Consider the following 19,183-nt stretch of genomic DNA (forward strand, 5'->3'; position numbering starts at 1 on the left):
TTGCCATCCGGGCTCGTGCCTCATGCTCACGTCCGATCCTCGTAACCACGCCGCACCGCACCGGGCGCATTGGTCACACCGGCCGCCCTGGCCTTGGCCGAGGAACTCAGCTGCCACGGCACGCTCGTCACCATCACACCCGGTTCGAACAGCAACCGGCCCTTGAGCCGCAGCGCACTCTGGTTGTGCAGCACCTGCTCCCACCAGTGGCCGACGACGTACTCCGGAATGAACACGGTGACGACATCGCGCGGCGCGTCCTTGCGCACCCGCTTGACGTAGTCCAGCACCGGCTTGGTGATCTCGCGGTACGGCGATTCGATCACCTTGAGCGGCACGTTGATATCGCTGCGCTCCCATTCGCGCACCAACGCCCTGGTATCGGGATCGTCGACGTTGACGGTGATCGCCTCCAGGGTGTCGGGCCTGGTGGCGCGTGCGTAGGCCAGCGCCCGGCGGGTCGGCAGGTGCAGCCGCGAGACCAGCACGATCGAATGCGACCGGCTCGGCAGCACACCGTCCCATTCGTGTTCGTCCAGTTCGCGGGCCACCGAATCGTAGTGCCGCCGAATCATCCTCATCACCGCGAAGATGGCGACCATCACCGCGATGGCGATATAGGCGCCGGCGAAGAACTTGGTGATGACCACGATCACCAGCACTGTGCCCGTCAGCGTCAGGCCGATGGCGTTGATCACCCGCGACCGCTTCATCCTGGAGCGCTGCGCGTCATCGGTTTCGGTGCGCAGCAGCCGGGTCCAATGCCGCAGCATGCCCGTCTGGCTCAACACGAACGAGACGAACACACCGACGATGTAGAGCTGGATCAGCTTGGTCACCTCGGCGCCGAACAGGACGACGAAGGCGATGGCGGCGCCGGACAGGAACAGGATGCCGTTGCTGAAGGCCAGCCGGTCGCCTCGGGTATGCAGCTGACGCGGCAGGTAGCGGTCCTGGGCCAGTACCGAACCGAGCACTGGGAAACCGTTGAACGCCGTGTTCGCGGCCAGCACCAGGATCAGTGCCGTCACCACGGTCAGGAAGAAGAAGCCGATCGGGAAGCCTTCGAACACGGTCTCCGCGAGCTGGGCGATCAGCGTCTTCTGGTGGTAGTCGGCCGGCGCCCCCACCAGATTGTCCGGGTTGTGCGCGTAGACGATCCCGATCTTCTGCGCCAGCATGATGATGCCCATCAGCAACACGATCGAGATGGTGCCGAGCAGCAGCAGGGTGGTCGCGGCATTGCGCGACTTCGGTTTCCGGAAGGCGGGCACACCGTTGCTGATCGCCTCGACACCGGTCAGTGCGGCGCAGCCGGAGGAGAACGCGCGCGCGATCAGGAACGCGAAGGCGATGCCGTACAGATGCTCGTCCTCGGCGTCCAGGCCGAAGCCCGCCGATTCAGCGGTCAGTTCCTCGCCGAAGACGTAGATGCGCAGCAGACCCCACCCGAGCATGAAGAACATGCCGACGATGAACGCGTAGGTCGGGATCGCGAACGTCTTGCCCGACTCCCGGACACCGCGCAGATTGATCGCGGTGAGCAGCGCGATCGCCACCACCGCGAACAGCACCTTGTGCTCGGCGACGAACGGAACGGCGGAGCCGATATTGGACGCCGCCGACGAGATCGAGACCGCGACTGTCAGCACGTAATCCACCAGCAGCGCACTGCCGACCGTCAAGCCGGCGTTGGGACCGAGGTTGGTGGTGGCGACTTCGTAGTCACCACCACCCGACGGATAGGCGTGCACATTCTGCCGATAGCTGGCGACCACCACCGCCATCACCACCGCCACCGCGATACCGACCCACGGCGCGTACACGAACGCGGAAATACCGGCCGCGGATAGGACGAGGAAGATCTCCTCGGGTGCATAGGCGACCGACGACATGGCATCGGAGGCGAAAATAGGCAGGGCGATTCGCTTCGGCAGCAAAGTATGACCGAGCGAATCGCTGCGGAACGGCCTGCCCAGCAGCATTCGCTTCGCCGCTGTCGTCAACTTGGACACTGGAGCGAGCATAGGCCCCGCCGATCCGGTCCGCCCCGGGACGTCACGGTAGTTCCCCTGTTCGATGCGGTGCTGACATGTTTGATGTGACCTGGCGGGGGGAACGTGGGTCTGGGGACGCGTGGCGAGTACGGTTCGATCCCGGACGGACGAACAGACCGGACGCCACGGTTTCCAGGAACGAGGTTGCACGGTGTACGTAGTGATCATGGGGTGCGGACGCGTCGGTTCGTCGCTCGCGCGCGCCCTGGTCCGGATAGGTCACGAGGTCGCCGTGATCGATCGTGATCCGAGCGCGTTCCGGCGCCTCGGCGCGGACTTTCCCGGCGAGCGGGTGCTCGGCGTCGGTTTCGACCGAGACGTGCTGACCCGGGCCGGAATCGAGCGAGCCGGTGCCTTCGCCGCAGTGTCCTCCGGCGATAACTCCAACATCATCTCCGCACGCGTGGCCAGGGAGATGTTCGGTGTCGAACGCGTGGTCGCGCGGATCTACGACGCCAAACGCGCCGCCGTCTACGAGCGGCTCGGCATCCCAACCATCGCCACGGTGCCGTGGACCACCGATCGGTTCCTGCACACGCTGATCGGCGACGCGGGCACCACCACCTGGCGCGACCCCACCGGCACGGTGGCCGTCGCCCAGCTGACCCTGCACGAGGACTGGTACGGACGCACGGTGCGCGATCTGGAACGTACGGTCGGCGCCCGGGTGGCGTTCATCATCCGCTTCGGCCAGGGCGTACTGCCGGAGAACAAGACCGTGGTGCAGGCGGAGGACATCGTCTATGTGGCCGCCACATCCGGGTCGGTCGGCGAAGCCGTCGCCCTCGCCGGTAAGCCCCCAGCGAACGAGGACTGAGATATGAAGGTCGCCATTGCCGGGGCCGGTGCCGTCGGCCGATCCATCGCCAGGGAGCTGCTACGCAACGGGCATCAGGTGATGCTGCTCGAACGCCAGCTCGACCACATCGATCCCGCGGCCATCCCAGACGGGATCTGGGTGCACGCCGACGCGTGCGAGCTCGCGTTGCTCGAGGATGCCGGACTCGAAACCTATGAGGTCGTCATCGCCGCCACCGGCGACGACAAAGCCAATCTGGTGCACAGCCTGCTCGCCAAGACCGAGTTCGGGGTGCGCCGGGTGGTGGCCCGGGTCAACGATCCGCGCAACGAATGGCTTTTCGACGGGTCCTGGGGTGTGGACGTCGCGGTGTCGACGCCACGGCTGCTGGCCTCGCTGGTGGAGGAGGCGGTCTCGGTCGGCGATCTGGTGCGGCTGATGACGCTGCGTCAGGGCCAGGCGAACCTCGTCGAGCTGACGCTGCCGCCGGACACCTCGCTCGCCGGAAAACCCGTGCGCACCTTGAAGCTGCCGCGCGATACCGCGCTGGTGACGATCCTGCGCGGCGGGCGGGTCATCGTGCCCCAGTCCGACGATCCCTTCGAAGGTGAGGACGAATTGCTGTTCGTCACCTCACCCGAGGGAGAGGACGAGTTGCGGGCGACGCTGGCCTCACACGGCGCCAACGCCTGAAGAAGCCTTTCAGGCGGGCACCTTCAGCTCGGCACGCAGTTTGTTCAGCGCCCGATGCTGCATCACCCGCACCACGCCCGGACTGGTCCCGATGGCGTCGGCGGTCTCGGCCGCGGTCCAGCCGAGGATGATCCGCATCACCAGCACCTCCCGATGCACGGGTGCGAGCACCTCCATCAGCTGACGGGTCTCGCGCTGACGCTCGGAGGCGAGCGCCCATTCCTCCGGACCGGCGGCCTGCGATGCGGTCTCGGGCAGCTCGTCGGTGGGGTAGGTCGGGTGGGTCTGCGAGCGACGAAAGGCGTCGGCGACCTTGTTGGCCGCGATCCCGTAGACGAAGGCCAGAAACGATTTGCCCTGGTCCCGGTAGCGCGGAATGGCGTGCACCGTGGCAAGCAGGATCTCCTGCACGACGTCGTCGGCGGTGACCTGCAGATGCGCGGTATTGCCGAGCCGGGACCGGCAGTAGCGATGCACCAGCGGGTGGATCAGGCGCAGGATGTCGGTGACCGCACGACCGTCGCCCGAGGCGGCGGGACCGATCAGCGTGTTCAGCTCGGCCGAGACCCGGCGGCTCTCCGACAGGGCCGGATTGTCCGATCTGCGGCCGGTGCGGGTGGTGGCGGTGGTGCGCTGGGTAGCCAATTCGCCAGTCCTCTCAGCGATCGTTCGTGGTGATGAAACGATCGTCTGACGAATCAGAACCCGCGGCCAGGCACCCCAGGGTGGGTACCACCTCACCTTCACGGCGAGTCGGTGTCGGCCTTCGCCTCGCGCCCGACGGGCAGATGCCCGGCCCGTCGCACCGCCCACACCGTCACCGCCAATGCGACCGCCGTCAGCGGCCAGCCCATCGCGATGCGCGCGATCGCGAGCCACCCGGTGTGGTCGGTGTCGTAGAAATGCGACTGCACCAGGTACCGGGAACCGAATACCAATACCCAGGCCAGCGTGGCGACGTCGTAGAGCCGGACCACACGGCGGTCGGCCCGCCAGTCGGTGCCGTGGCCGTTGAGCACGCCCCAGATGACGCCGACCAAAGGCCAGCGCAGCAGAATCGAGGCGAGGAACACGCCGCCGTAGATGAGGCTGGTGTAGATGCCGAACAGGAAGAACCCCTTGGCCTCCCCCATCCGGTAGGCGATGAAGGCGCAGATGCCGACGCCGATGAACCCGGAGATCGCCGGCTGCACCGGATCCCGCTGCACCAGACGCCAGATCAGGATCGCGGCGGCAACGCCGAGTGAGCCCCAGATCGCGGCGGTCAGCCCGGCAAGGGTGTTCACCGGGACGAAAACCAGCACCGGAAGGGTCGAATAGATCAGGCCGCTGAAACCACCGAGCTGTTCGAGCAGCGTCTGCTGGCGGGCAACCTCCGCCTCTACCTCCTCACCGGCGGTGCCGTCGGGAGCAGGCCCCGGCGCGGTGGCGGTGAAATCGGCGGGCGTCGGTGCGTTCTCGTCGCTCGATGGCATACGTCAGTTGTTCCCGCGCAGTTCGTAGTAGGGGTTGTACATGACCTTGCGGCCGTCCCGGTCGCCCACACGACCGCGGACCATGATCCGCCGCCCGGACTCGATGCCGGGGATGCGCTTGCGCCCGATCCATACCAGGGTGATGGCGTCGGTGCCGTCGTAGAACTCCGCCTGCACGCTCGCGCCGGCGGACTGTGGGCACGCCTCGACACTACGGAGGCGCCCCAGCATCGTCGCTTCGTCGCCGCGGCGACACTCCGATGCCCGGCAGGCTCCCGAGGCGTCGGCCGTTTCGGCCAGCTCCTCGGCGTCGAGCTGATCGATGTCCTCGGTCAGTCTGCGCCCGAGCCTGCGAAAATATCCCGAGGCGGGGTTCGAAGCCGCCCTTCTTCCTCCGAAGGAAGACATTGCTCGGTCTCCTGTAGAGCTGATGGACGTGGGTCACACGACCATCTCGTTGTTCGTCCGACCGTCTGCGGCCGTACACCGCCACTGTAGATGGGCATTCAGCACACCGCTACGCTCGGTCCGATGTTCGACTCACCCACGCCCGCCGTCGTTGTCGGGCTCCCCGGTACCGGGTCCGATGCCCACTTCGCGCACCGCGCGTTCGGCCCGGCGTGTGCCGAGCGCGGACTCGAGCTGATCGCCGTCGAACCCGACCCGCGTGCGGTGGTCGAGAGCTATCTCGCCGCCCTCGACGCGGCGGCGCGGCGCGGTCCGGTATTGGTGGCGGGCATCTCGCTCGGCGCGGCCGTCGCCATCGAATGGGCGAGCGCGCGACCGGATGCCGCGGCAGGCGTTGTGGCCGCACTACCCGCATGGACCGGGCCGGACAGCGGTGGCTGCCCGGCGGCCGCCAGCGCGGCGAGCACCGCCGCGGCATTGCGTGCCGACGGCCTGGAGGAGGTCGTGGCCCGCATGCGAGCGGGCAGCCCCGCATGGCTCGGTGATGCCTTGGACCGGTCGTGGCGCTCCCAATGGCCGTATCTGCCCGAGGCGCTGGAGGAGGCGGCGGCCTACAAATGGCCCGAGCCGCTACGCCTCGAGCGGCTGTCCACTCCGGTGGTGGTGGTCGGCGCGCTCGACGATCCGGTGCACCCCTGGCCGGTCGCCGAGGAGTGGTCCCGGCTGCTGCCCGAGTCCGTGCTGGAAGAACTCACCCTCGACGAACTGGGCGCCGATCCGGCCATCCTGGGACGGCTCGGACTGGCCGCCTTCGGCTGAGCCCGGCGGTCATACCCGCCGAGCCTCGCCACCAGTGTTCGTGCTCAGTTGCGGCCGAGCTGCTGCATCGCCGACCCGTCGGCCCCGCGCCGCGGCTGGTCGGGCACGACCGGCCTGCCCGCGCCCGGCGCGATGCCCGGCACCACACCCGGCGTGCCCTGCTGCGCGGCCATCGCCTGCTGCTGGGCCGCGACCGCCTGCTGCTGGGCCTGCACCTGCTGCTGATGCGCGGCGGCCAGCTGATCGGCCAGTTCCTGCGGCAGCACCACCGGAAGGGGTTCGCGCACCGGCAGCGGATCGGTGCCGCGGCGGATCACCGTCTCACCGAGGATCGTCCGGGCCGCGGTCACCAGCGGACTGTCGGCGTCCGCGGCACCCGACGGGCCCGCGGCGACCAGCCGGACCATCCAGCGGTAGCCGTCCACACCGATGAAGCGTAGATCCGCGCCCTCGGTCACGGCGAACAGCTCCCGGCCCCACGGGCCGGTCTCGATGGCGACCTTCGCTCCGTCTTTGCGCAGCGAATCGGCCAGATCCGAGGCGACGGTGCGCCACTGGCCGGGCGACTTCGGCGCCGCGTAGGCGGCGACGGTGATCCGGCCGTGCTCGGTGGCCAGATGCACCGCCTGCGGGGTGCCTTCCGGGGTCATCTCCACCTGGAGCTGACCACCCGGCGGCACCGGCAAGATCACCGAGCCGAGGTCGAGCCGCTGTTCGACCACGGCCTCGAGCAGCTCGGAGACTTCCTCGAAGTCGTAGGGGCCGGTGCGCGCTTCGCCGTCGTCATCGGGCGCCGCGTGTTCGGCGCGGCGATAGTCGGAATCGTCGTCGTAGTCCTCGTCGGCGTAGTCCTCGTCGTAGCCCTCGTCGGCGTGGTCCTCGTCGTCCGCGATCGCCGCCGCGAAATCATCGGAATACTCGGGGTATTCGTCGGTGTCGTATTCGTCACCGTCGAAGTCGGTGTACTCGCCGGATTCGTCGTAGCGGTCGTCGTCTGTGGGTCTGTCCCGGCGGGTGGTTTTCTTCTTTCCGAACATCGCGTCAGTCCTCCTTGCCGGTCGCCGACGGCGCCGCGTCGGCGGATGCGCTCAGGCTCGCGTGACCACCGCTGGAGCCGTAGCCGCCGGCACCGCGTGTGGTGTCATCGAGCTGGTCGACCTCGGCGAAATCCACCAGTTCCACGCGTTGCACCAGCAGCTGGGCGATCCGGTCGCCGCGACGCAGCTCGATGCGGGTGCGCGGATCGTGGTTGATCAGGCACACCTTGATCTCGCCGCGATACCCCGCATCGACCGTGCCGGGGGTATTCACCACCGACAGTCCGGTCTTGGCGGCCAGCCCCGACCGAGGATGGATGAGGCCGACGGTGCCCACCGGGAGGGCGACCGCGATTCCGGTGCCGACCAGCACCCGCTCCCCTGGTTCCAGGATGACGTCCTCGGTGGTGCACAGGTCCACGCCCGCGTCGCCGGGATGGGCACGCGTGGGCACGGGGATGCCGGGATCGAGCCGCAGCAGAGGTATCGGTGAAAGTGCGCTCACGTAGCACGAGCCTACGCGTTTTCCCGGCTGTACCTGTGCGTAGGACCGGCGAGCCGCTGGCTTACTCTTGAGTTGTGTCCGACCAGCCCGTACCAGCCGATACCCAGCGCACGACCCGGCCGGGTTCGCCCGTCTACCGAGAGCGCCTGTGGGTGCCGCTGTGGTGGTGGCCGGTGGCTTTCGCCATTGCCGGTCTGCTGGCCGCCGAGATCCATATGGGTGCGCCGGGAGTGCGAGCATGGCTGCCCTACGTGCTGCTGTTCCCGGTGCCGGTGTGGGTGCTGTTGTGGATGAGCAGGCATCGGGTGGCGGTGGCCACCGATGCGAACGGATCACCGGAGCTGCGCGTGGATCGTGCGCATCTGCCGGTGGAATTCATCGCCCGCGCGGCCGAGGTGCCCGCGAGCGCGAAGAGCGCGGCGCTGGGTCGTCAGCTCGACCCCGCCGCCTATGTGCAGCATCGCCCGTGGATCGGGTCGATGGTGTTGTTGGTGCTGGACGACCCGGACGACCCGACTCCGTACTGGTTGATCAGTACGCGTCGGCCCGAACGGGTCCTGGCCGCGCTGGGGCTGCCGAGCGCGGACTGAGGTCCTCGCCCGACGGCGCGGTCCGCCGACCCGGCGAGGGGATGCGAGATCCCGGTTCGCGGGGCCGTAGCGATATCGGGCGCGCGCTCAGGCCGCGCAGTCCATGCAGATCATCTGGCCGCCCTTTTCGCTGGCCAGTCGGCTGCGGTGATGAACCAGGAAACAGCTCGAACAGGTGAACTCGTCGGCCTGTTTCGGAATCACCCGGACCGTCAGCACTTCCTCGGACAAGTCCGCGCCGGGAAGCTCGAACGACTCCGCGGTATCGGATTCGTCGATATCCACGACGGCGGACTGAGCCTCGTTGCGACGAGCCTTCAGCTCCTCCAGCGAATCCTCCGACACCTCGTCGGATTCGGTGCGCCTCGGTGCGTCATAGTCGGTTGCCATGTCGTCTTCCCCTCGTCCTTACTCCGTATATCCCGGATCGGCGCGGACATTCCTTTCGGCTGTCCACACCGCCCCGCCGGTGGCACACATCACACGTGTACCGGTCCCCTATCAGGGCAGATCCTGAAGACCTACACCGGATAGCAGTCGGACAACGCTGAACATGCCCTGCTTGTTCCCGCGACCAACCACCGATTTTCGGGCCGGTGTTTCGATCTGGGCCGCCAGACAATAGCGGACGATCAGAGAAAAGTCGCAATCAAAACACAGCCGAGTCGAAACCGTCAGGGAATCGACACCATCGATGCCACGGATCGAGACCAACCGCACGGCGGCTGCAAGGTTCGGCCGGACATTTTCGTAGAGTGTGCTGGTGGTTTCACTGATCACCGAAGGCAGCGCATCGGATTCACGGGGTCGACCCTTCATCCGACGGCGCCTGCAGCCCTGGCTCGTCCTGGTCGCGGTACTGGCCCTGATCTGCACGATTGTGTGGATCAAGGCGCTGACCACCGAGGACACCGACTACACGGCGATGGCGTGCAACTCGCCGAGCCCGGCCACCGGTCCGGATGCCGAACCGCAGCCCCCGCTGGGCCAGCGCGTGGGCCCGAGTCGGCTCGAAGACGTGGAACCGGCCGCGCTGGCCGATACCAAGGTGCGCGTACTCAACGCCAACAACCAGCGCGGACAGGCCGCTCATGCCGCGGCCCAGCTCGGGGACCTTGGTTTCGGAAGCGTCTCGGGCGAGCCTTATGGCAACGATTCGATATACGTCAATGGCGACCTGGAATGCATGGGCCAGATCCGCTTCGGAGTGGACGGCCGCCGGGCCGCCGCGGCGGTACAGCTGGCCGTCCCGTGTGCCGAACTGATCGAAGACAAGCGTGCCGACGACACCGTCGACCTGGTGCTCGGCTCACTGTTCCGCGATATCCAGCCGTCCAACGACGCCGAGGAGGTGCTGCGTTCGCTGAAGAACCCGGCCTCCGGCGCGACCCCGGCGCTCGATATCGACCTCCTCGACGCGGCCAGGCACGCCCGCTGCTGAACGGGCCCGCCTCAGGGCTCGGGGATGGGTGCGCTCACCCCGAGCTCGTCCAGCAGGGCCAGCAGTTCCTCGGCGATTCCGGGCGCGGCCGCGACGAAGAGTTCTCCCGCTCCGCCGGTGGACGTGGCCGGTGGATGGACGACGCGGGCACCGGCCTCGGTGGCGATCAGCGCACCGGCGGCCCAGTCCCACGGGTTGAGACCGTGCTCGTAGTGCGCATCGACACGTCCTTCGGCCACCATGCACAGATCCAGTGCCGCCGCACCGATCCGGCGGATGTCACGCACTCGCGGTAGCACCTCGGCCACCAGCGCGGCCTGGCGCGCACGCCGCGCCACCCCGTAGCCGAATCCGGTCGCGACCAGCGCCATGCGCACCGATTGCACCGGGGTGGCGCCCAGCGGGTGCACCGAGCCGTCGGCGTCGACGCGTTCGGCGCCGAGACCGAGTCCGGCGTGATAGGTCTGCGCGGCGGCGACGTCGACGACCGCGCCCGCGATCGACCGGCCCGCCCGCATGGCGGCCACCGACACGGCATAGGCGGGGATCCCGTACAGGAAGTTGACGGTGCCGTCGATCGGATCGACGACCCAGACCACGGTGTCGTCATCGGCGCGGCTCGGATCGCCACCGCCCTCCTCACCGAGGATGTGATCGGCCGGGCGCAGCCGGGCCAGCATGGTCCGGATGAGCTGTTCGGTCTCGGTGTCGACCACCGTCACCGGATCGGTGGGGGTGCTCTTGGTCCGTACGGCGCCGTCCCCGCCGGTACCGGCGGGTCCGAACACCTCCGGTCTGCGTGCGCGCACATGCGCGGCGGCGGTCTCGGCCAGCTCCACGGCCACGCGGCGCAGCTCGGCCGCGTCGGGCGGGGCGAACTCGGGATTGTCGGCGGTCACGGTGACAGGCTTGCGCGACGATGTCGATTCCGGCACGTACTCCATCGGACCACAGATCCTGCGGACCGTGCGGCGACAGCCGGCCACTACTCTTGTCGTGCACGACACAATGCCGTCGTCGGGCACCGTTCGCGCGCCCGCAGGCGGTCGCCGAGCCTCGCAGCGGCGGCGCGGAATCCGTACTGGCCGGCACAGGGAACGAGGAACCGTCATGTCCGCTCGGGGGCACGCATTCGGGATCGATATCGGTGGCAGCGGCGTGAAGGGCGCCACGGTGGATCTGGCCACCGGTGAGCTCGTGCACCAGCGCATCAAAATCGCGACCCCGCAGCCCGCGACCCCCCACGCGGTGGCCGAGACGGTCGCCGATCTGGTCGCTCAGGCGGGCTGGGCCGGGCCGGTGGGCATCACCCTGCCCTGCGTGGTTCTCGACGGTGTGGCGCGCACAGCCGCCAATGTGGACCCGGCCTGGATCGGCACCGACGCCAGGACACTGTTCAGCGCGGCGCTGGGCGGGCGCGAGGTGAGTGTGCTCAACGATGCCGACGCCGCGGGCATGGCCGAAGACCGCTATGGCGCGGCAAAGGATTTCGACGGCCTTGTCTTGCTGCTGACCTTCGGCACCGGCATCGGCTCGGCGCTGCTCTACGACGGCACCCTGGTACCCAACAGCGAGCTGGGTCATGTCGAGATCGGCGGGATGGAGGCCGAGCACCGGGCCGCCGCATCGATCAAGGATCGCGACGGCCTGTCGTACCAGCAGTGGGCCACCCAGGTGAGTACCGTGCTGATCGGCTTGGAGAATCTTTTCTGGCCGAAAGTGTTCGTCGCGGGCGGCGGGATCAGCCGGGATGCCGGGCAGTGGATCCCCTTGTTGACCAACCGAACTCCGGTGATCGCGGCGAATTTGAAGAACACCGCGGGCATCGTCGGAGCGGCCATGGCCATCGATGCGGGGATCGCACCTTAGCGGTTCCCGGCATCGGAGGCGAGACCCTGCGCGTCCGATCGTTACAATGGAACTGCCCGGCGGTGAGCCGGTGAAACCCGACCGGCGCTGGCCGGTGCAACCCGACAGACCGCTCCGCCGGAAATCTACTCTGGCGTGACGCCGCACGAGACCGTCACGAAAGGGCGTACGTGGTAGCCACGAATACCCGTCAGACCGCCGAATCGGCCGACGCCGACTCCGCAGACTCCGCCGACGTAACCGAAGCACCGCCGGTTCGCAAGGCTGCCGCCAAGAAGGCTCCGGCGAAGAAGGCCGCCGCCAAAAAGGCACCGGCCAAGAAGGCCGCCGCCAAAAAGGCGCCGGCCAAGAAGGCAGGCCCGAAGAAAGTCGCGGCCAAGGGCAAGGACGGCGAGGAACACCTCGACGACGAGTCCGTGGACGTGGAGGACCTCGGTGATCTCGAGGTCTCCGAGGACGACCTGACCGACGAGGGCGAAGAACTGGTCGAAGAGGTCGCCGAGGAGACCGAGGAGGCGGCCGAGGAACCCACGGCCGCGGACAAGGCCTCCGGCGATTTCGTCTGGGACGAGGAGGAATCCGAGGCCCTGCGCCAGGCCCGTAAGGATGCCGAGCTCACGGCCTCCGCCGACTCGGTGCGCGCCTACCTCAAGCAGATCGGCAAGGTCGCGCTGCTCAACGCCGAGGAGGAGGTCGAACTCGCCAAGCGGATCGAGGCGGGCCTGTTCGCGGCGGAGAAGATGCGCGAGTTCGCCGAGCAGGGCGAGAAGCTGCCGGTGGCCACCCGCCGCGACTTCAACTGGATCATCCGCGACGGCAATCGCGCGAAGAACCATCTACTCGAGGCCAACTTGCGCCTTGTCGTCTCGCTGGCCAAGCGCTACACCGGCCGCGGCATGGCGTTCCTGGATCTGATCCAGGAGGGCAACCTCGGCCTGATCCGTGCGGTGGAGAAGTTCGACTACACCAAGGGCTACAAGTTCTCCACGTACGCCACCTGGTGGATCCGGCAGGCCATCACCCGCGCCATGGCCGATCAGGCCCGCACCATCCGCATCCCGGTGCACATGGTGGAGGTCATCAACAAGCTCGGCCGCATCCAGCGCGAGCTGCTCCAGGACCTGGGTCGTGAGCCCACGCCGGAGGAGCTGGCCAAGGAAATGGACATCACGCCGGAGAAGGTGCTGGAGATCCAGCAGTACGCGCGTGAGCCCATCTCGCTGGACCAGACCATCGGCGACGAGGGCGACAGCCAGCTCGGTGACTTCATCGAGGACTCCGAGGCCGTCGTCGCGGTCGACGCGGTGAGCTTCACCCTGCTGCAGGATCAGTTGCAGTCGGTGCTGGAGACGCTGTCCGAACGTGAGGCGGGCGTGGTCCGGCTGCGCTTCGGCCTGACCGACGGTCAGCCACGCACCCTCGACGAGATCGGCCAGGTCTACGGGGTCACCCGTGAACGCATCCGGCAAATCGAGTCGAAGACCATGAGCAAGCTGCGTCACCCGAGCCGCTCCCAGGTCCTGCGCGACTACCTGGACTAGGTTTCACCCGGCAACGGCCCGCGTTCCCACCCCTGCATCAGGACGGGAACGCGGGCCGTTGGCGTGTGGCGGTCAGTCCCGGGTCGGCCAGTACCGGACCGGACGACGTGGGTCGACGGCCGGTGCGGCCGGTTCCCCGGCGTCGGTCATGGCCAGATGCAACAGCAGCACGACCGTGAGCATGCTGACGCCGACGGTCAAGGGGGTCAGCAGTTGGCCGGCGCCCGCGCCGGCGGGTTGATGCATATGCGCGACGTGTTGCACGCGCATGGCGAACATGCCGGTGTAGTGCATTCCCGAAACGGCGACGCCCATGACCGCGGCCGCGCCGACGGTGGCGAGTGTGCCGCGCACATGCAGGGTGAACCAGAGCGCCGCGGTCGCGGCGATCACCGCGATCACGATGGACCCGAGGACGATCCATCCGTTGTAGTCGAGTGCGGCATCGGATTTCATCGCGTACATACCGCAGTAGTGCATGGTGCCGACGCCCGCGCCGGTGATCGCGCCGCCCAGCAGCAGCGCACCCGGGCCCCAGCTGCGCCGTTGCGCCACTCCGAGCCCGATCCACACCACGACCATGGCGATGAGCGCGCTGATCAGCGTTATCGGCACGTTGTAGCGAATCGAGGCGCCGTCGATGGTGAAGCCGAGCATGGCGATGAAGTGCATGACCCAGATGCCGGTGCCGCCGATGGCGACGGCCGCCGCGACCATCCATCCGTCGCGCATCGATGCCGACCGCGCCCTGGCCATGCAGCGTAGGCCTAGCAATGAGCCGGTGAACGACATGAGGTATGCGACGACGGGTGTGAGCCACCCATAGCTGAAGTGATCGATCGTGGGCACACGAGCTCCCTAGCTTGCTCGAACTCGAACCATGCTTCGGCATGATCCGAGCCTCCGATGGACAAGTATCCGCAGGTAGGGAATTTACAGTACTAGTTTCCTTTTAAACAGGAAGGCGTTCGACCGAAGAATGGGATACCGGGTACGGCGGATTCGGCGAGCGGAAGGCCCGACGCAGGCGATCCTGCACCTGTCGCCCGTGAGGGGTCTACCGGGTGTCCCACGCACGCCACCGGCAACTCGCCGGCGCGTCTGTCCGGCTTATGCGCGAGCGGCCGGTCGAACTGGCACGCGACGAGACCTCCCCCCGAGCCGGTCCTGGCTGTCAGTCGTGCGCGTTGGGCAAGTGCTCGCGCTCCGTCGATGTCAGATCGGAGCCCGACAGATCCTTCAGGTCCACACCCGAGCGACCCAACCGTCGCGCACCGGCCACCAGGCCCGCGACGACGCGGGCGGCCTGCCGGTAGCCGAGCCCGTTCGGGCAGTGGATGTTCGACACGCAATTGCGGTCGGCGTCGGTGCGGCCGGGCCGCGGGTGGTGGGTCAGATAGACGCCGAGGCTGTCGGCGACCGAGAGCCCGGGGCGCTCGCCGATGAGGACGAGCACCGTCGCCACGCCCATCGCGACGGCGATGTGATCACCGAGCGCGACGCGGGCCTGTGTCGCGATCACCGGCGGCGCGAACGACGCGGTCGGCCCGAACTCCGTGACGAGGGCATCGATCATCGCCGGACCATGCGCCAGGACCGCGCCCGGCGAGAGTCCGTCCGCGAGGACGATCCCGATGTCGGCGGTGTCGCCTGTGCGCACCGATGCGTCGCCATGGTCGCCGGTGAACGGCCACGACTCGCCGGGCAGCCGGCCCAGATCCGGACGACGCAGGTATTCGGCGCGGTCGCGGGCTCGGCTGTGCACCCGCACCGGCTCGCCCAACCCGGCCGCGGCGATCCGCTCGTGCAGTGCGTCGACCTCCAGCGGGGTGTGTACCGCGTCGCGGGCGGCGGCGTGGGCCGCACGGAACTCGAGCACGCGCGCGGTGGGCAGGGCGTTACCGGTGCGGCCCAGCCCGATGCGTGCCTGCGTCGCGGCACGCAGTTCGGCCCAGAACTGTCGCTGGGCATCCGAGTCCGGCGCGAGGCGATCGCCGCTCATGGCCGGACTCGGGTCAGCGCACGCAGCGGTGAACTCAGCGGCGGCACCGGCAGCACCCTGCCCGCGTCGTCGATCATGCCGAGCCGGTGCAGCCACGCCTCGAACTCCGGGGCCGGACGCAGCCCGAGCACCTGACGTGCGTAGAGCGCGTCGTGGAAACTCAGGCTCTGATAGCCGAGCATCACATCGTCGGCGCCTGGCACCGCGATCACGAATGCGCACCCCGCGGCGCCGAGCAGGGTGAGCAGGGTGTCCATATCGTCTTGATCGGCTTCGGCGTGATTTGTGTAGCAGACGTCCACGCCCATCGGCAGGCCGAGCAGTTTGCCGCAGAAGTGGTCCTCGAGGCCGGCCCGGATGATCTGCTTGCCGTCGTAGAGGTATTCCGGTCCGATGAAGCCGACGACGGTATTCACCAGCAGCGGGTCCAGCTCACGGGCGACCGCATAGGCTCTGGCCTCCAAGGTCTGCTGATCGACCGGGCGGCCACCGGTGCCGAGGTGCGCGCCCGCCGACAGGGCCGAGCCCTGGCCGGTTTCGAAGTACATGACGTTCTGACCGACCGTCCCGCGCCGCAACGCCCGACCGGCCTCGTTCGCCTCCCGCAACAGCGCGATGTTCACCCCGAAGCCGGCGTTGGCACCCTCGGTGCCGGCGATGGATTGGAACACCAGGTCCACGGGCGCACCGGCTTCGATCAGGGCGAGCGTGGTGGTGACATGGGCGAGCACACACGATTGCGCCGGGATGTCGAACCGGGTGCGCACGTCGTCGAGCAGGCTCAGCAGATCGGCGGCGGCGTGCGGTGAGTCGGAGGCTGGGTTGATGCCGATCACCGCGTCACCGCAGCCGAGCAGCAGCCCGTCGAGGACCGCCGCGGCGATGCCGCGCGGATCGTCGGTGGGATGGTTGGGTTGCAGTCTGGTCGCCAGCGTGCCGGGCCGCCCGATCGTGGTGCGGAACGCCGAGTGCACATGCACGGCCCGCGCGACCGCGATCAAGTCCTGATTTCGCATGATCTTGCTGACCGCGGCGACCATCTCCGGAGTCAGCCCGGGCGCGAGGGCCCGCAGCGTCGCCGCCGCCTCGATGCCATCCGCGCCCGCCGCGACCTCGAGCAGCCGGTCACGCAGACCGCCGACGGTCAGATGCGAGATGGCCTGGAAGGCCATCCGGTCATGGCTATCGATGATGAGCCGGGTGACCTCGTCGGACTCGTAGGGCACCACCGGCTCGTTCAGGAATACCGTCAGCGGCAGGTCGGCCAGCGCCCACTGGGCCGCGGCCCGTTCGGCATCGGATTCGGCAGCGCAGCCGGCCAGTTCGTCACCACTGCGTAGTGGCGTGGCCTTGGCCAGTAGATCGATGAGCCCGTCGAAGCGGTAGGTCACGCCACCGGCGGTTGCGGTGTAGGACGCCATCCGATTTCCTTCCGGCGGCGGGCGCGGCGCACTTGTCGTCGGGTGGAAGTAGAACATGCCACCGCGGATTTCGGCCGATGTCGCGGCGGGAATGTCAGGGTTGGATAGCCGGCCCGGCGGATGCGGCCGGGAATCGGCTGAGCACCGGTTCCACGACACGTGCGGCGATCGGCCCCACGATCGCCATGATCAGCACGTAGGCCGACGCCAGTGCGGCCAGTTTGCCGTCGATGGCGCCGGTGCTCACCGCGAGCCCGGCGATGACGATGGAGAACTCGCCGCGCGCGACCAGCGCCACACCCGCCCTGGCCCGGCCCAGGCGCCGGATGCCCTGCCTGCGCGCGCCCCACCAGCCGGTGGCGATCTTGGTGACTGTGGTGACAACCGCCAGCGCGACCGCCCAGCCCAGCACCGGCGGGATGGCGGTCGGATCGGTGTTGAGCCCGAACGCCACGAAAAAGATCGCGGCGAACAGATCACGCAACGGTTCCAGCAGACGTACCGCCTCCCGCGCGGTGGAGCCGGAGATCGCGATACCGAGCAGGAACGCACCGACGGCCGCCGAGACGTTCAGCGCCGAGGCCACACCCGCCACCAGCAAGGCCGCGCCGAGCAGTTTCAGCAGGAACACCTCGCGATCGGTGCTGTCGACCACCGCCGAGACGTAGCGTCCGTAGCGCAGCGTCACCACAAGCACGATGGTGATCGCGGCAAGGGCGACGCCGAGCGACTTCATCCCGCTGACGAAACTCAGGCCCGCCAGCACCGTGGTCAGCACCGGCAGATACACCGCCATCGTCAGGTCCTCGAACACCAGGATCGACAGCACCACCGGCGTTTCGCGGTTACCCAGCCTACCCAGATCGTTGAGCACCTTGGCGGCGATGCCGGAGGACGAGATGTAGGTGACGCCACCGAGGGTCAGCGCGCCGACCGGACCCCAGCCCAGCAGCAGCGCCACCACCGCGCCGGGTGTCGCGTTGGCGACGAGGTCGAACAGGCCGACCGGCCAGGACCGGCGCATTCCGGTGACCAGCTCGGCCGCGGTGTATTCCAGGCCGAGCAGCAACAGCAGTAGCACCACGCCGATCTCGCCGGCGATATGCCCGAACTCGTTGGCGGCCCCGAGGTTGATGAACCCGCCTTGACCGAAAGCGAGGCCGCCGAGCAGATACAGCGGTATGGGAGAGAGCCCGAACCGCCCCGCCACCCGGGCGAACACTCCGAGAGCGAACAACACCGCGCCCAGCTCGATGAGGGCGAGCGCGGTCGTGGCCACCGGATCAGCCGTGCGTGAGAAGCTTCGCCGCGGCGTCAAGGCCGTCGGGTGTCCCGACGACGACGAGAAGGTCACCAGCGGTGAAGGTGAAATCCGGCCCCGGCGAAGGATGCAGCTGCCCGGCCCGCATCACCGCGACGATCGACACCTTGGTGCGGGTGCGCATCGCGGTCTCGCCGAGGGTGCGACCGCCGTAGGGCGATTCATCGGAGATCGGCAGCTGACGGGTGGTGATGCCGGGCATATCGCGATGGTCGTCGTTGAGCCGGGAGACCAGCTGGGGCGCACCGAGCAAATTGGCCAGAACAGCCGCCTCATCGGTGCTCAACGCGACCTGCGCGGCGCAGGCGTCCGGGTCTTCGACCTTGGACACGATCAGATCGATGTCGCCGTCGCGATGGGCGACGACACCGATCCGGCGCCCGGACCGCACCTCGAAGTCTTTTCGCACCCCGATCCCGGGTAACGCAGTGACATCGACATTCACAAGTCCAGGCTAACCGTCCCCGAACAATCCGCCGAGCGCGCCACGAGCTACCACGATTCCGGCAATCGCCAGTGCCCATCCGGTGGCGCTGTCGGCATGGCGAGACAGCCAATCATTGAGCCGGATGAGCAGCGGTTCCACCTGGTTGTGGGCCAGATTCCGGATTCCGATCAGCACCAGCGCGGGCACAACCATGACCGCGCAATAGGCGGCGAGCAGCGCCACCGACGCGCCGGGGGGAAGGTCACTCGAGATCAGCAGTCCGATCGCGGCCAGGTACGGCACCATCGACAGCACTTCCAGCGTGCCCGCGCTGACCGCGAGGACGGCAAGCCCTCGACCCGAGGACTGGGTTCGCAGGGCGCGGTCGCGCCAGGCCGCGGTGCGATCGGCTTCGCCGCGCTCGCGCCGTTTCTTCGAATCGAACCGCCACGACACCGCGAACAACGCGATGCCGAGCGCGAGCTGCGGCCAGAGGACCCAGGGGCTGTCGGCGAGGTCGCCGAAGCGGGCCAAGCCGGCCGACGCGCCGAGCAACAGCGCGACGCCGACGGCGAAATAGAAACCGGCGATGGCCGTCAGGTAGACCAGCATGCGTCGTAGCGGCGGACGGTCGGGGGCGAGCAGCAACCACAGCGGGACGACGAGGGTGCCGATCGAGGTGCTGTCCACCAAGGCGAGTGCGGCCAGACCGAGAACGAGTGTCACCGGTCGAGCCTCGCGCGGATGAGCGCTCGCGCGCGTCGGTCGACGGTGGGAT

At 68.2% G+C, this 19,183-nt stretch carries 22 protein-coding genes; 7 read left to right on the plus strand and 15 right to left on the minus strand.

Going from position 1 to position 19,183, the window contains the following annotated elements; genetic code table 11:
* Window positions 1-26 precede the first annotated feature (26 nt).
* A complete protein-coding gene (locus ACFXNW_RS10010) occupies window positions 27-2,015 on the minus strand; it encodes an APC family permease (RefSeq protein ID WP_379417250.1) in 1,989 nt (662 codons plus the stop codon).
* 193 nt (window positions 2,016-2,208) lie between these two features.
* Between ACFXNW_RS10010 and ACFXNW_RS10015 the strand changes: the two genes are divergently transcribed.
* The gene (locus tag ACFXNW_RS10015; protein ID WP_379417251.1) at window positions 2,209-2,874 is read left to right on the plus strand and encodes a potassium channel family protein; all 666 of its coding nucleotides are present in this window, start codon (window positions 2,209-2,211) and stop codon (window positions 2,872-2,874) included.
* Window positions 2,875-2,877: 3 nt separating this feature from the next.
* A complete protein-coding gene (locus ACFXNW_RS10020) occupies window positions 2,878-3,549 on the plus strand; it encodes a potassium channel family protein (protein ID WP_379417252.1) in 672 nt (223 codons plus the stop codon).
* Between the two features lie 9 nt (window positions 3,550-3,558).
* On the opposite strand, the gene ACFXNW_RS10025 is transcribed toward ACFXNW_RS10020, so the two are convergent.
* The 3 genes from ACFXNW_RS10025 to ACFXNW_RS10035 form a co-directional block, all read right to left on the minus strand.
* Entirely contained in the window at window positions 3,559-4,194 is a 636-nt protein-coding gene (locus ACFXNW_RS10025) for a sigma-70 family RNA polymerase sigma factor (protein WP_379417253.1), read from the minus strand.
* Between the two features lie 98 nt (window positions 4,195-4,292).
* Window positions 4,293-5,024 (minus strand): DUF3159 domain-containing protein, encoded by a 732-nt coding sequence (locus ACFXNW_RS10030; RefSeq protein WP_379417254.1) that lies wholly within the window; start codon window positions 5,022-5,024, stop codon window positions 4,293-4,295.
* 3 nt (window positions 5,025-5,027) lie between these two features.
* Window positions 5,028-5,432: an OB-fold nucleic acid binding domain-containing protein gene (locus ACFXNW_RS10035; protein ID WP_163823135.1), complete on the minus strand. Its 405-nt coding sequence runs from the start codon at window positions 5,430-5,432 to the stop codon at window positions 5,028-5,030.
* A 123-nt stretch (window positions 5,433-5,555) separates the two neighbouring features.
* Here ACFXNW_RS10035 and ACFXNW_RS10040 point away from each other — a divergent pair, with 123 nt between their 5' ends.
* The gene (locus tag ACFXNW_RS10040; RefSeq protein WP_379417255.1) at window positions 5,556-6,251 is read left to right on the plus strand and encodes an alpha/beta fold hydrolase; all 696 of its coding nucleotides are present in this window, start codon (window positions 5,556-5,558) and stop codon (window positions 6,249-6,251) included.
* 44 nt (window positions 6,252-6,295) lie between these two features.
* Here ACFXNW_RS10040 and ACFXNW_RS10045 read toward each other — a convergent pair whose 3' ends face one another.
* Complete coding sequence (locus tag ACFXNW_RS10045) at window positions 6,296-7,288, minus strand: DUF3710 domain-containing protein (RefSeq protein WP_379417256.1); 993 nt, start codon at window positions 7,286-7,288, stop codon at window positions 6,296-6,298.
* A 4-nt stretch (window positions 7,289-7,292) separates the two neighbouring features.
* The gene (gene dut / locus ACFXNW_RS10050) at window positions 7,293-7,793 is read right to left on the minus strand and encodes a dUTP diphosphatase (RefSeq protein WP_379417257.1); all 501 of its coding nucleotides are present in this window, start codon (window positions 7,791-7,793) and stop codon (window positions 7,293-7,295) included.
* A 74-nt stretch (window positions 7,794-7,867) separates the two neighbouring features.
* Here dut and ACFXNW_RS10055 point away from each other — a divergent pair, with 74 nt between their 5' ends.
* A complete protein-coding gene (locus ACFXNW_RS10055) occupies window positions 7,868-8,383 on the plus strand; it encodes a DUF3093 domain-containing protein (RefSeq protein ID WP_379417258.1) in 516 nt (171 codons plus the stop codon).
* An 87-nt stretch (window positions 8,384-8,470) separates the two neighbouring features.
* Here the strand turns inward: ACFXNW_RS10055 and ACFXNW_RS10060 are convergent, their stop codons facing one another.
* Window positions 8,471-8,773 (minus strand): DUF4193 domain-containing protein, encoded by a 303-nt coding sequence (locus ACFXNW_RS10060; RefSeq protein WP_067475623.1) that lies wholly within the window; start codon window positions 8,771-8,773, stop codon window positions 8,471-8,473.
* A gap of 111 nt (window positions 8,774-8,884) precedes the next feature.
* The gene (locus ACFXNW_RS10065; protein ID WP_379417259.1) at window positions 8,885-9,163 is read right to left on the minus strand and encodes a hypothetical protein; all 279 of its coding nucleotides are present in this window, start codon (window positions 9,161-9,163) and stop codon (window positions 8,885-8,887) included.
* Between ACFXNW_RS10065 and cei the strand changes: the two genes are divergently transcribed.
* Window positions 9,147-9,824 carry an envelope integrity protein Cei gene (gene cei / locus ACFXNW_RS10070; RefSeq protein ID WP_379417260.1) on the plus strand — a complete coding sequence of 226 codons (678 nt, stop codon included), beginning with the start codon at window positions 9,147-9,149 and terminating at the stop codon, window positions 9,822-9,824. The two genes, ACFXNW_RS10065 and cei, sit on opposite strands and share 17 nt — an antisense overlap.
* An 11-nt stretch (window positions 9,825-9,835) precedes the next feature.
* Here cei and ACFXNW_RS10075 read toward each other — a convergent pair whose 3' ends face one another.
* On the minus strand, window positions 9,836-10,768 hold the full coding sequence (locus ACFXNW_RS10075; protein ID WP_379417261.1) for an inositol monophosphatase family protein: 933 nt from the start codon (window positions 10,766-10,768) through the stop codon (window positions 9,836-9,838).
* Between the two features lie 166 nt (window positions 10,769-10,934).
* Here ACFXNW_RS10075 and ppgK point away from each other — a divergent pair, with 166 nt between their 5' ends.
* Together ppgK and ACFXNW_RS10085 are read left to right on the plus strand one after the other, a co-directional pair.
* Window positions 10,935-11,693, plus strand: coding sequence for a polyphosphate--glucose phosphotransferase (gene ppgK / locus ACFXNW_RS10080; protein WP_379417262.1), 759 nt, complete (start codon window positions 10,935-10,937; stop codon window positions 11,691-11,693).
* Between the two features lie 170 nt (window positions 11,694-11,863).
* Window positions 11,864-13,234, plus strand: coding sequence for an RNA polymerase sigma factor (locus tag ACFXNW_RS10085; RefSeq protein ID WP_379417263.1), 1,371 nt, complete (start codon window positions 11,864-11,866; stop codon window positions 13,232-13,234).
* Window positions 13,235-13,306: 72 nt separating this feature from the next.
* On the opposite strand, the gene ACFXNW_RS10090 is transcribed toward ACFXNW_RS10085, so the two are convergent.
* The 6 genes from ACFXNW_RS10090 to ACFXNW_RS10115 form a co-directional block, all read right to left on the minus strand.
* The gene (locus ACFXNW_RS10090; protein ID WP_379417264.1) at window positions 13,307-14,083 is read right to left on the minus strand and encodes an MHYT domain-containing protein; all 777 of its coding nucleotides are present in this window, start codon (window positions 14,081-14,083) and stop codon (window positions 13,307-13,309) included.
* Window positions 14,084-14,408: 325 nt separating this feature from the next.
* Entirely contained in the window at window positions 14,409-15,236 is an 828-nt protein-coding gene (eutC, locus tag ACFXNW_RS10095; protein ID WP_379417265.1) for an ethanolamine ammonia-lyase subunit EutC, read from the minus strand.
* Window positions 15,233-16,657, minus strand: coding sequence for an ethanolamine ammonia-lyase subunit EutB (locus tag ACFXNW_RS10100; RefSeq protein ID WP_379417266.1), 1,425 nt, complete (start codon window positions 16,655-16,657; stop codon window positions 15,233-15,235). The genes eutC and ACFXNW_RS10100 overlap by 4 nt, the downstream gene beginning before the upstream one ends.
* A 94-nt stretch (window positions 16,658-16,751) precedes the next feature.
* Window positions 16,752-17,936: a cation:proton antiporter gene (locus ACFXNW_RS10105; RefSeq protein ID WP_379417267.1), complete on the minus strand. Its 1,185-nt coding sequence runs from the start codon at window positions 17,934-17,936 to the stop codon at window positions 16,752-16,754.
* A 4-nt stretch (window positions 17,937-17,940) separates the two neighbouring features.
* Entirely contained in the window at window positions 17,941-18,423 is a 483-nt protein-coding gene (locus ACFXNW_RS10110) for a cation:proton antiporter regulatory subunit (protein ID WP_379417268.1), read from the minus strand.
* 9 nt (window positions 18,424-18,432) lie between these two features.
* Entirely contained in the window at window positions 18,433-19,131 is a 699-nt protein-coding gene (locus ACFXNW_RS10115; protein ID WP_379417269.1) for a GAP family protein, read from the minus strand.
* Between the last annotated feature and the right edge of the window lie 52 nt (window positions 19,132-19,183).

Source organism: Nocardia sp. NPDC059180 (assembly GCF_042754945.1).
Classification (GTDB): Bacteria; Actinomycetota; Actinomycetes; order Mycobacteriales; family Mycobacteriaceae; genus Nocardia.

Coding starts and splice junctions, on each gene's coding strand:
- ACFXNW_RS10060 (WP_067475623.1), bottom strand. CDS start 8,773: ATGGCAACCGACTATGACGCACCGAGGCGCACCGAATCCGACGAGGTG.
- ACFXNW_RS10045 (WP_379417256.1), bottom strand. CDS start 7,288: ATGTTCGGAAAGAAGAAAACCACCCGCCGGGACAGACCCACAGACGAC.
- eutC (WP_379417265.1), bottom strand. CDS start 15,236: ATGAGCGGCGATCGCCTCGCGCCGGACTCGGATGCCCAGCGACAGTTC.
- ACFXNW_RS10030 (WP_379417254.1), bottom strand. CDS start 5,024: ATGCCATCGAGCGACGAGAACGCACCGACGCCCGCCGATTTCACCGCC.
- ACFXNW_RS10100 (WP_379417266.1), bottom strand. CDS start 16,657: ATGGCGTCCTACACCGCAACCGCCGGTGGCGTGACCTACCGCTTCGAC.
- ACFXNW_RS10075 (WP_379417261.1), bottom strand. CDS start 10,768: ATGGAGTACGTGCCGGAATCGACATCGTCGCGCAAGCCTGTCACCGTG.
- ACFXNW_RS10035 (WP_163823135.1), bottom strand. CDS start 5,432: ATGTCTTCCTTCGGAGGAAGAAGGGCGGCTTCGAACCCCGCCTCGGGA.
- ACFXNW_RS10040 (WP_379417255.1), top strand. CDS start 5,556: ATGTTCGACTCACCCACGCCCGCCGTCGTTGTCGGGCTCCCCGGTACC.
- ACFXNW_RS10020 (WP_379417252.1), top strand. CDS start 2,878: ATGAAGGTCGCCATTGCCGGGGCCGGTGCCGTCGGCCGATCCATCGCC.
- ppgK (WP_379417262.1), top strand. CDS start 10,935: ATGTCCGCTCGGGGGCACGCATTCGGGATCGATATCGGTGGCAGCGGC.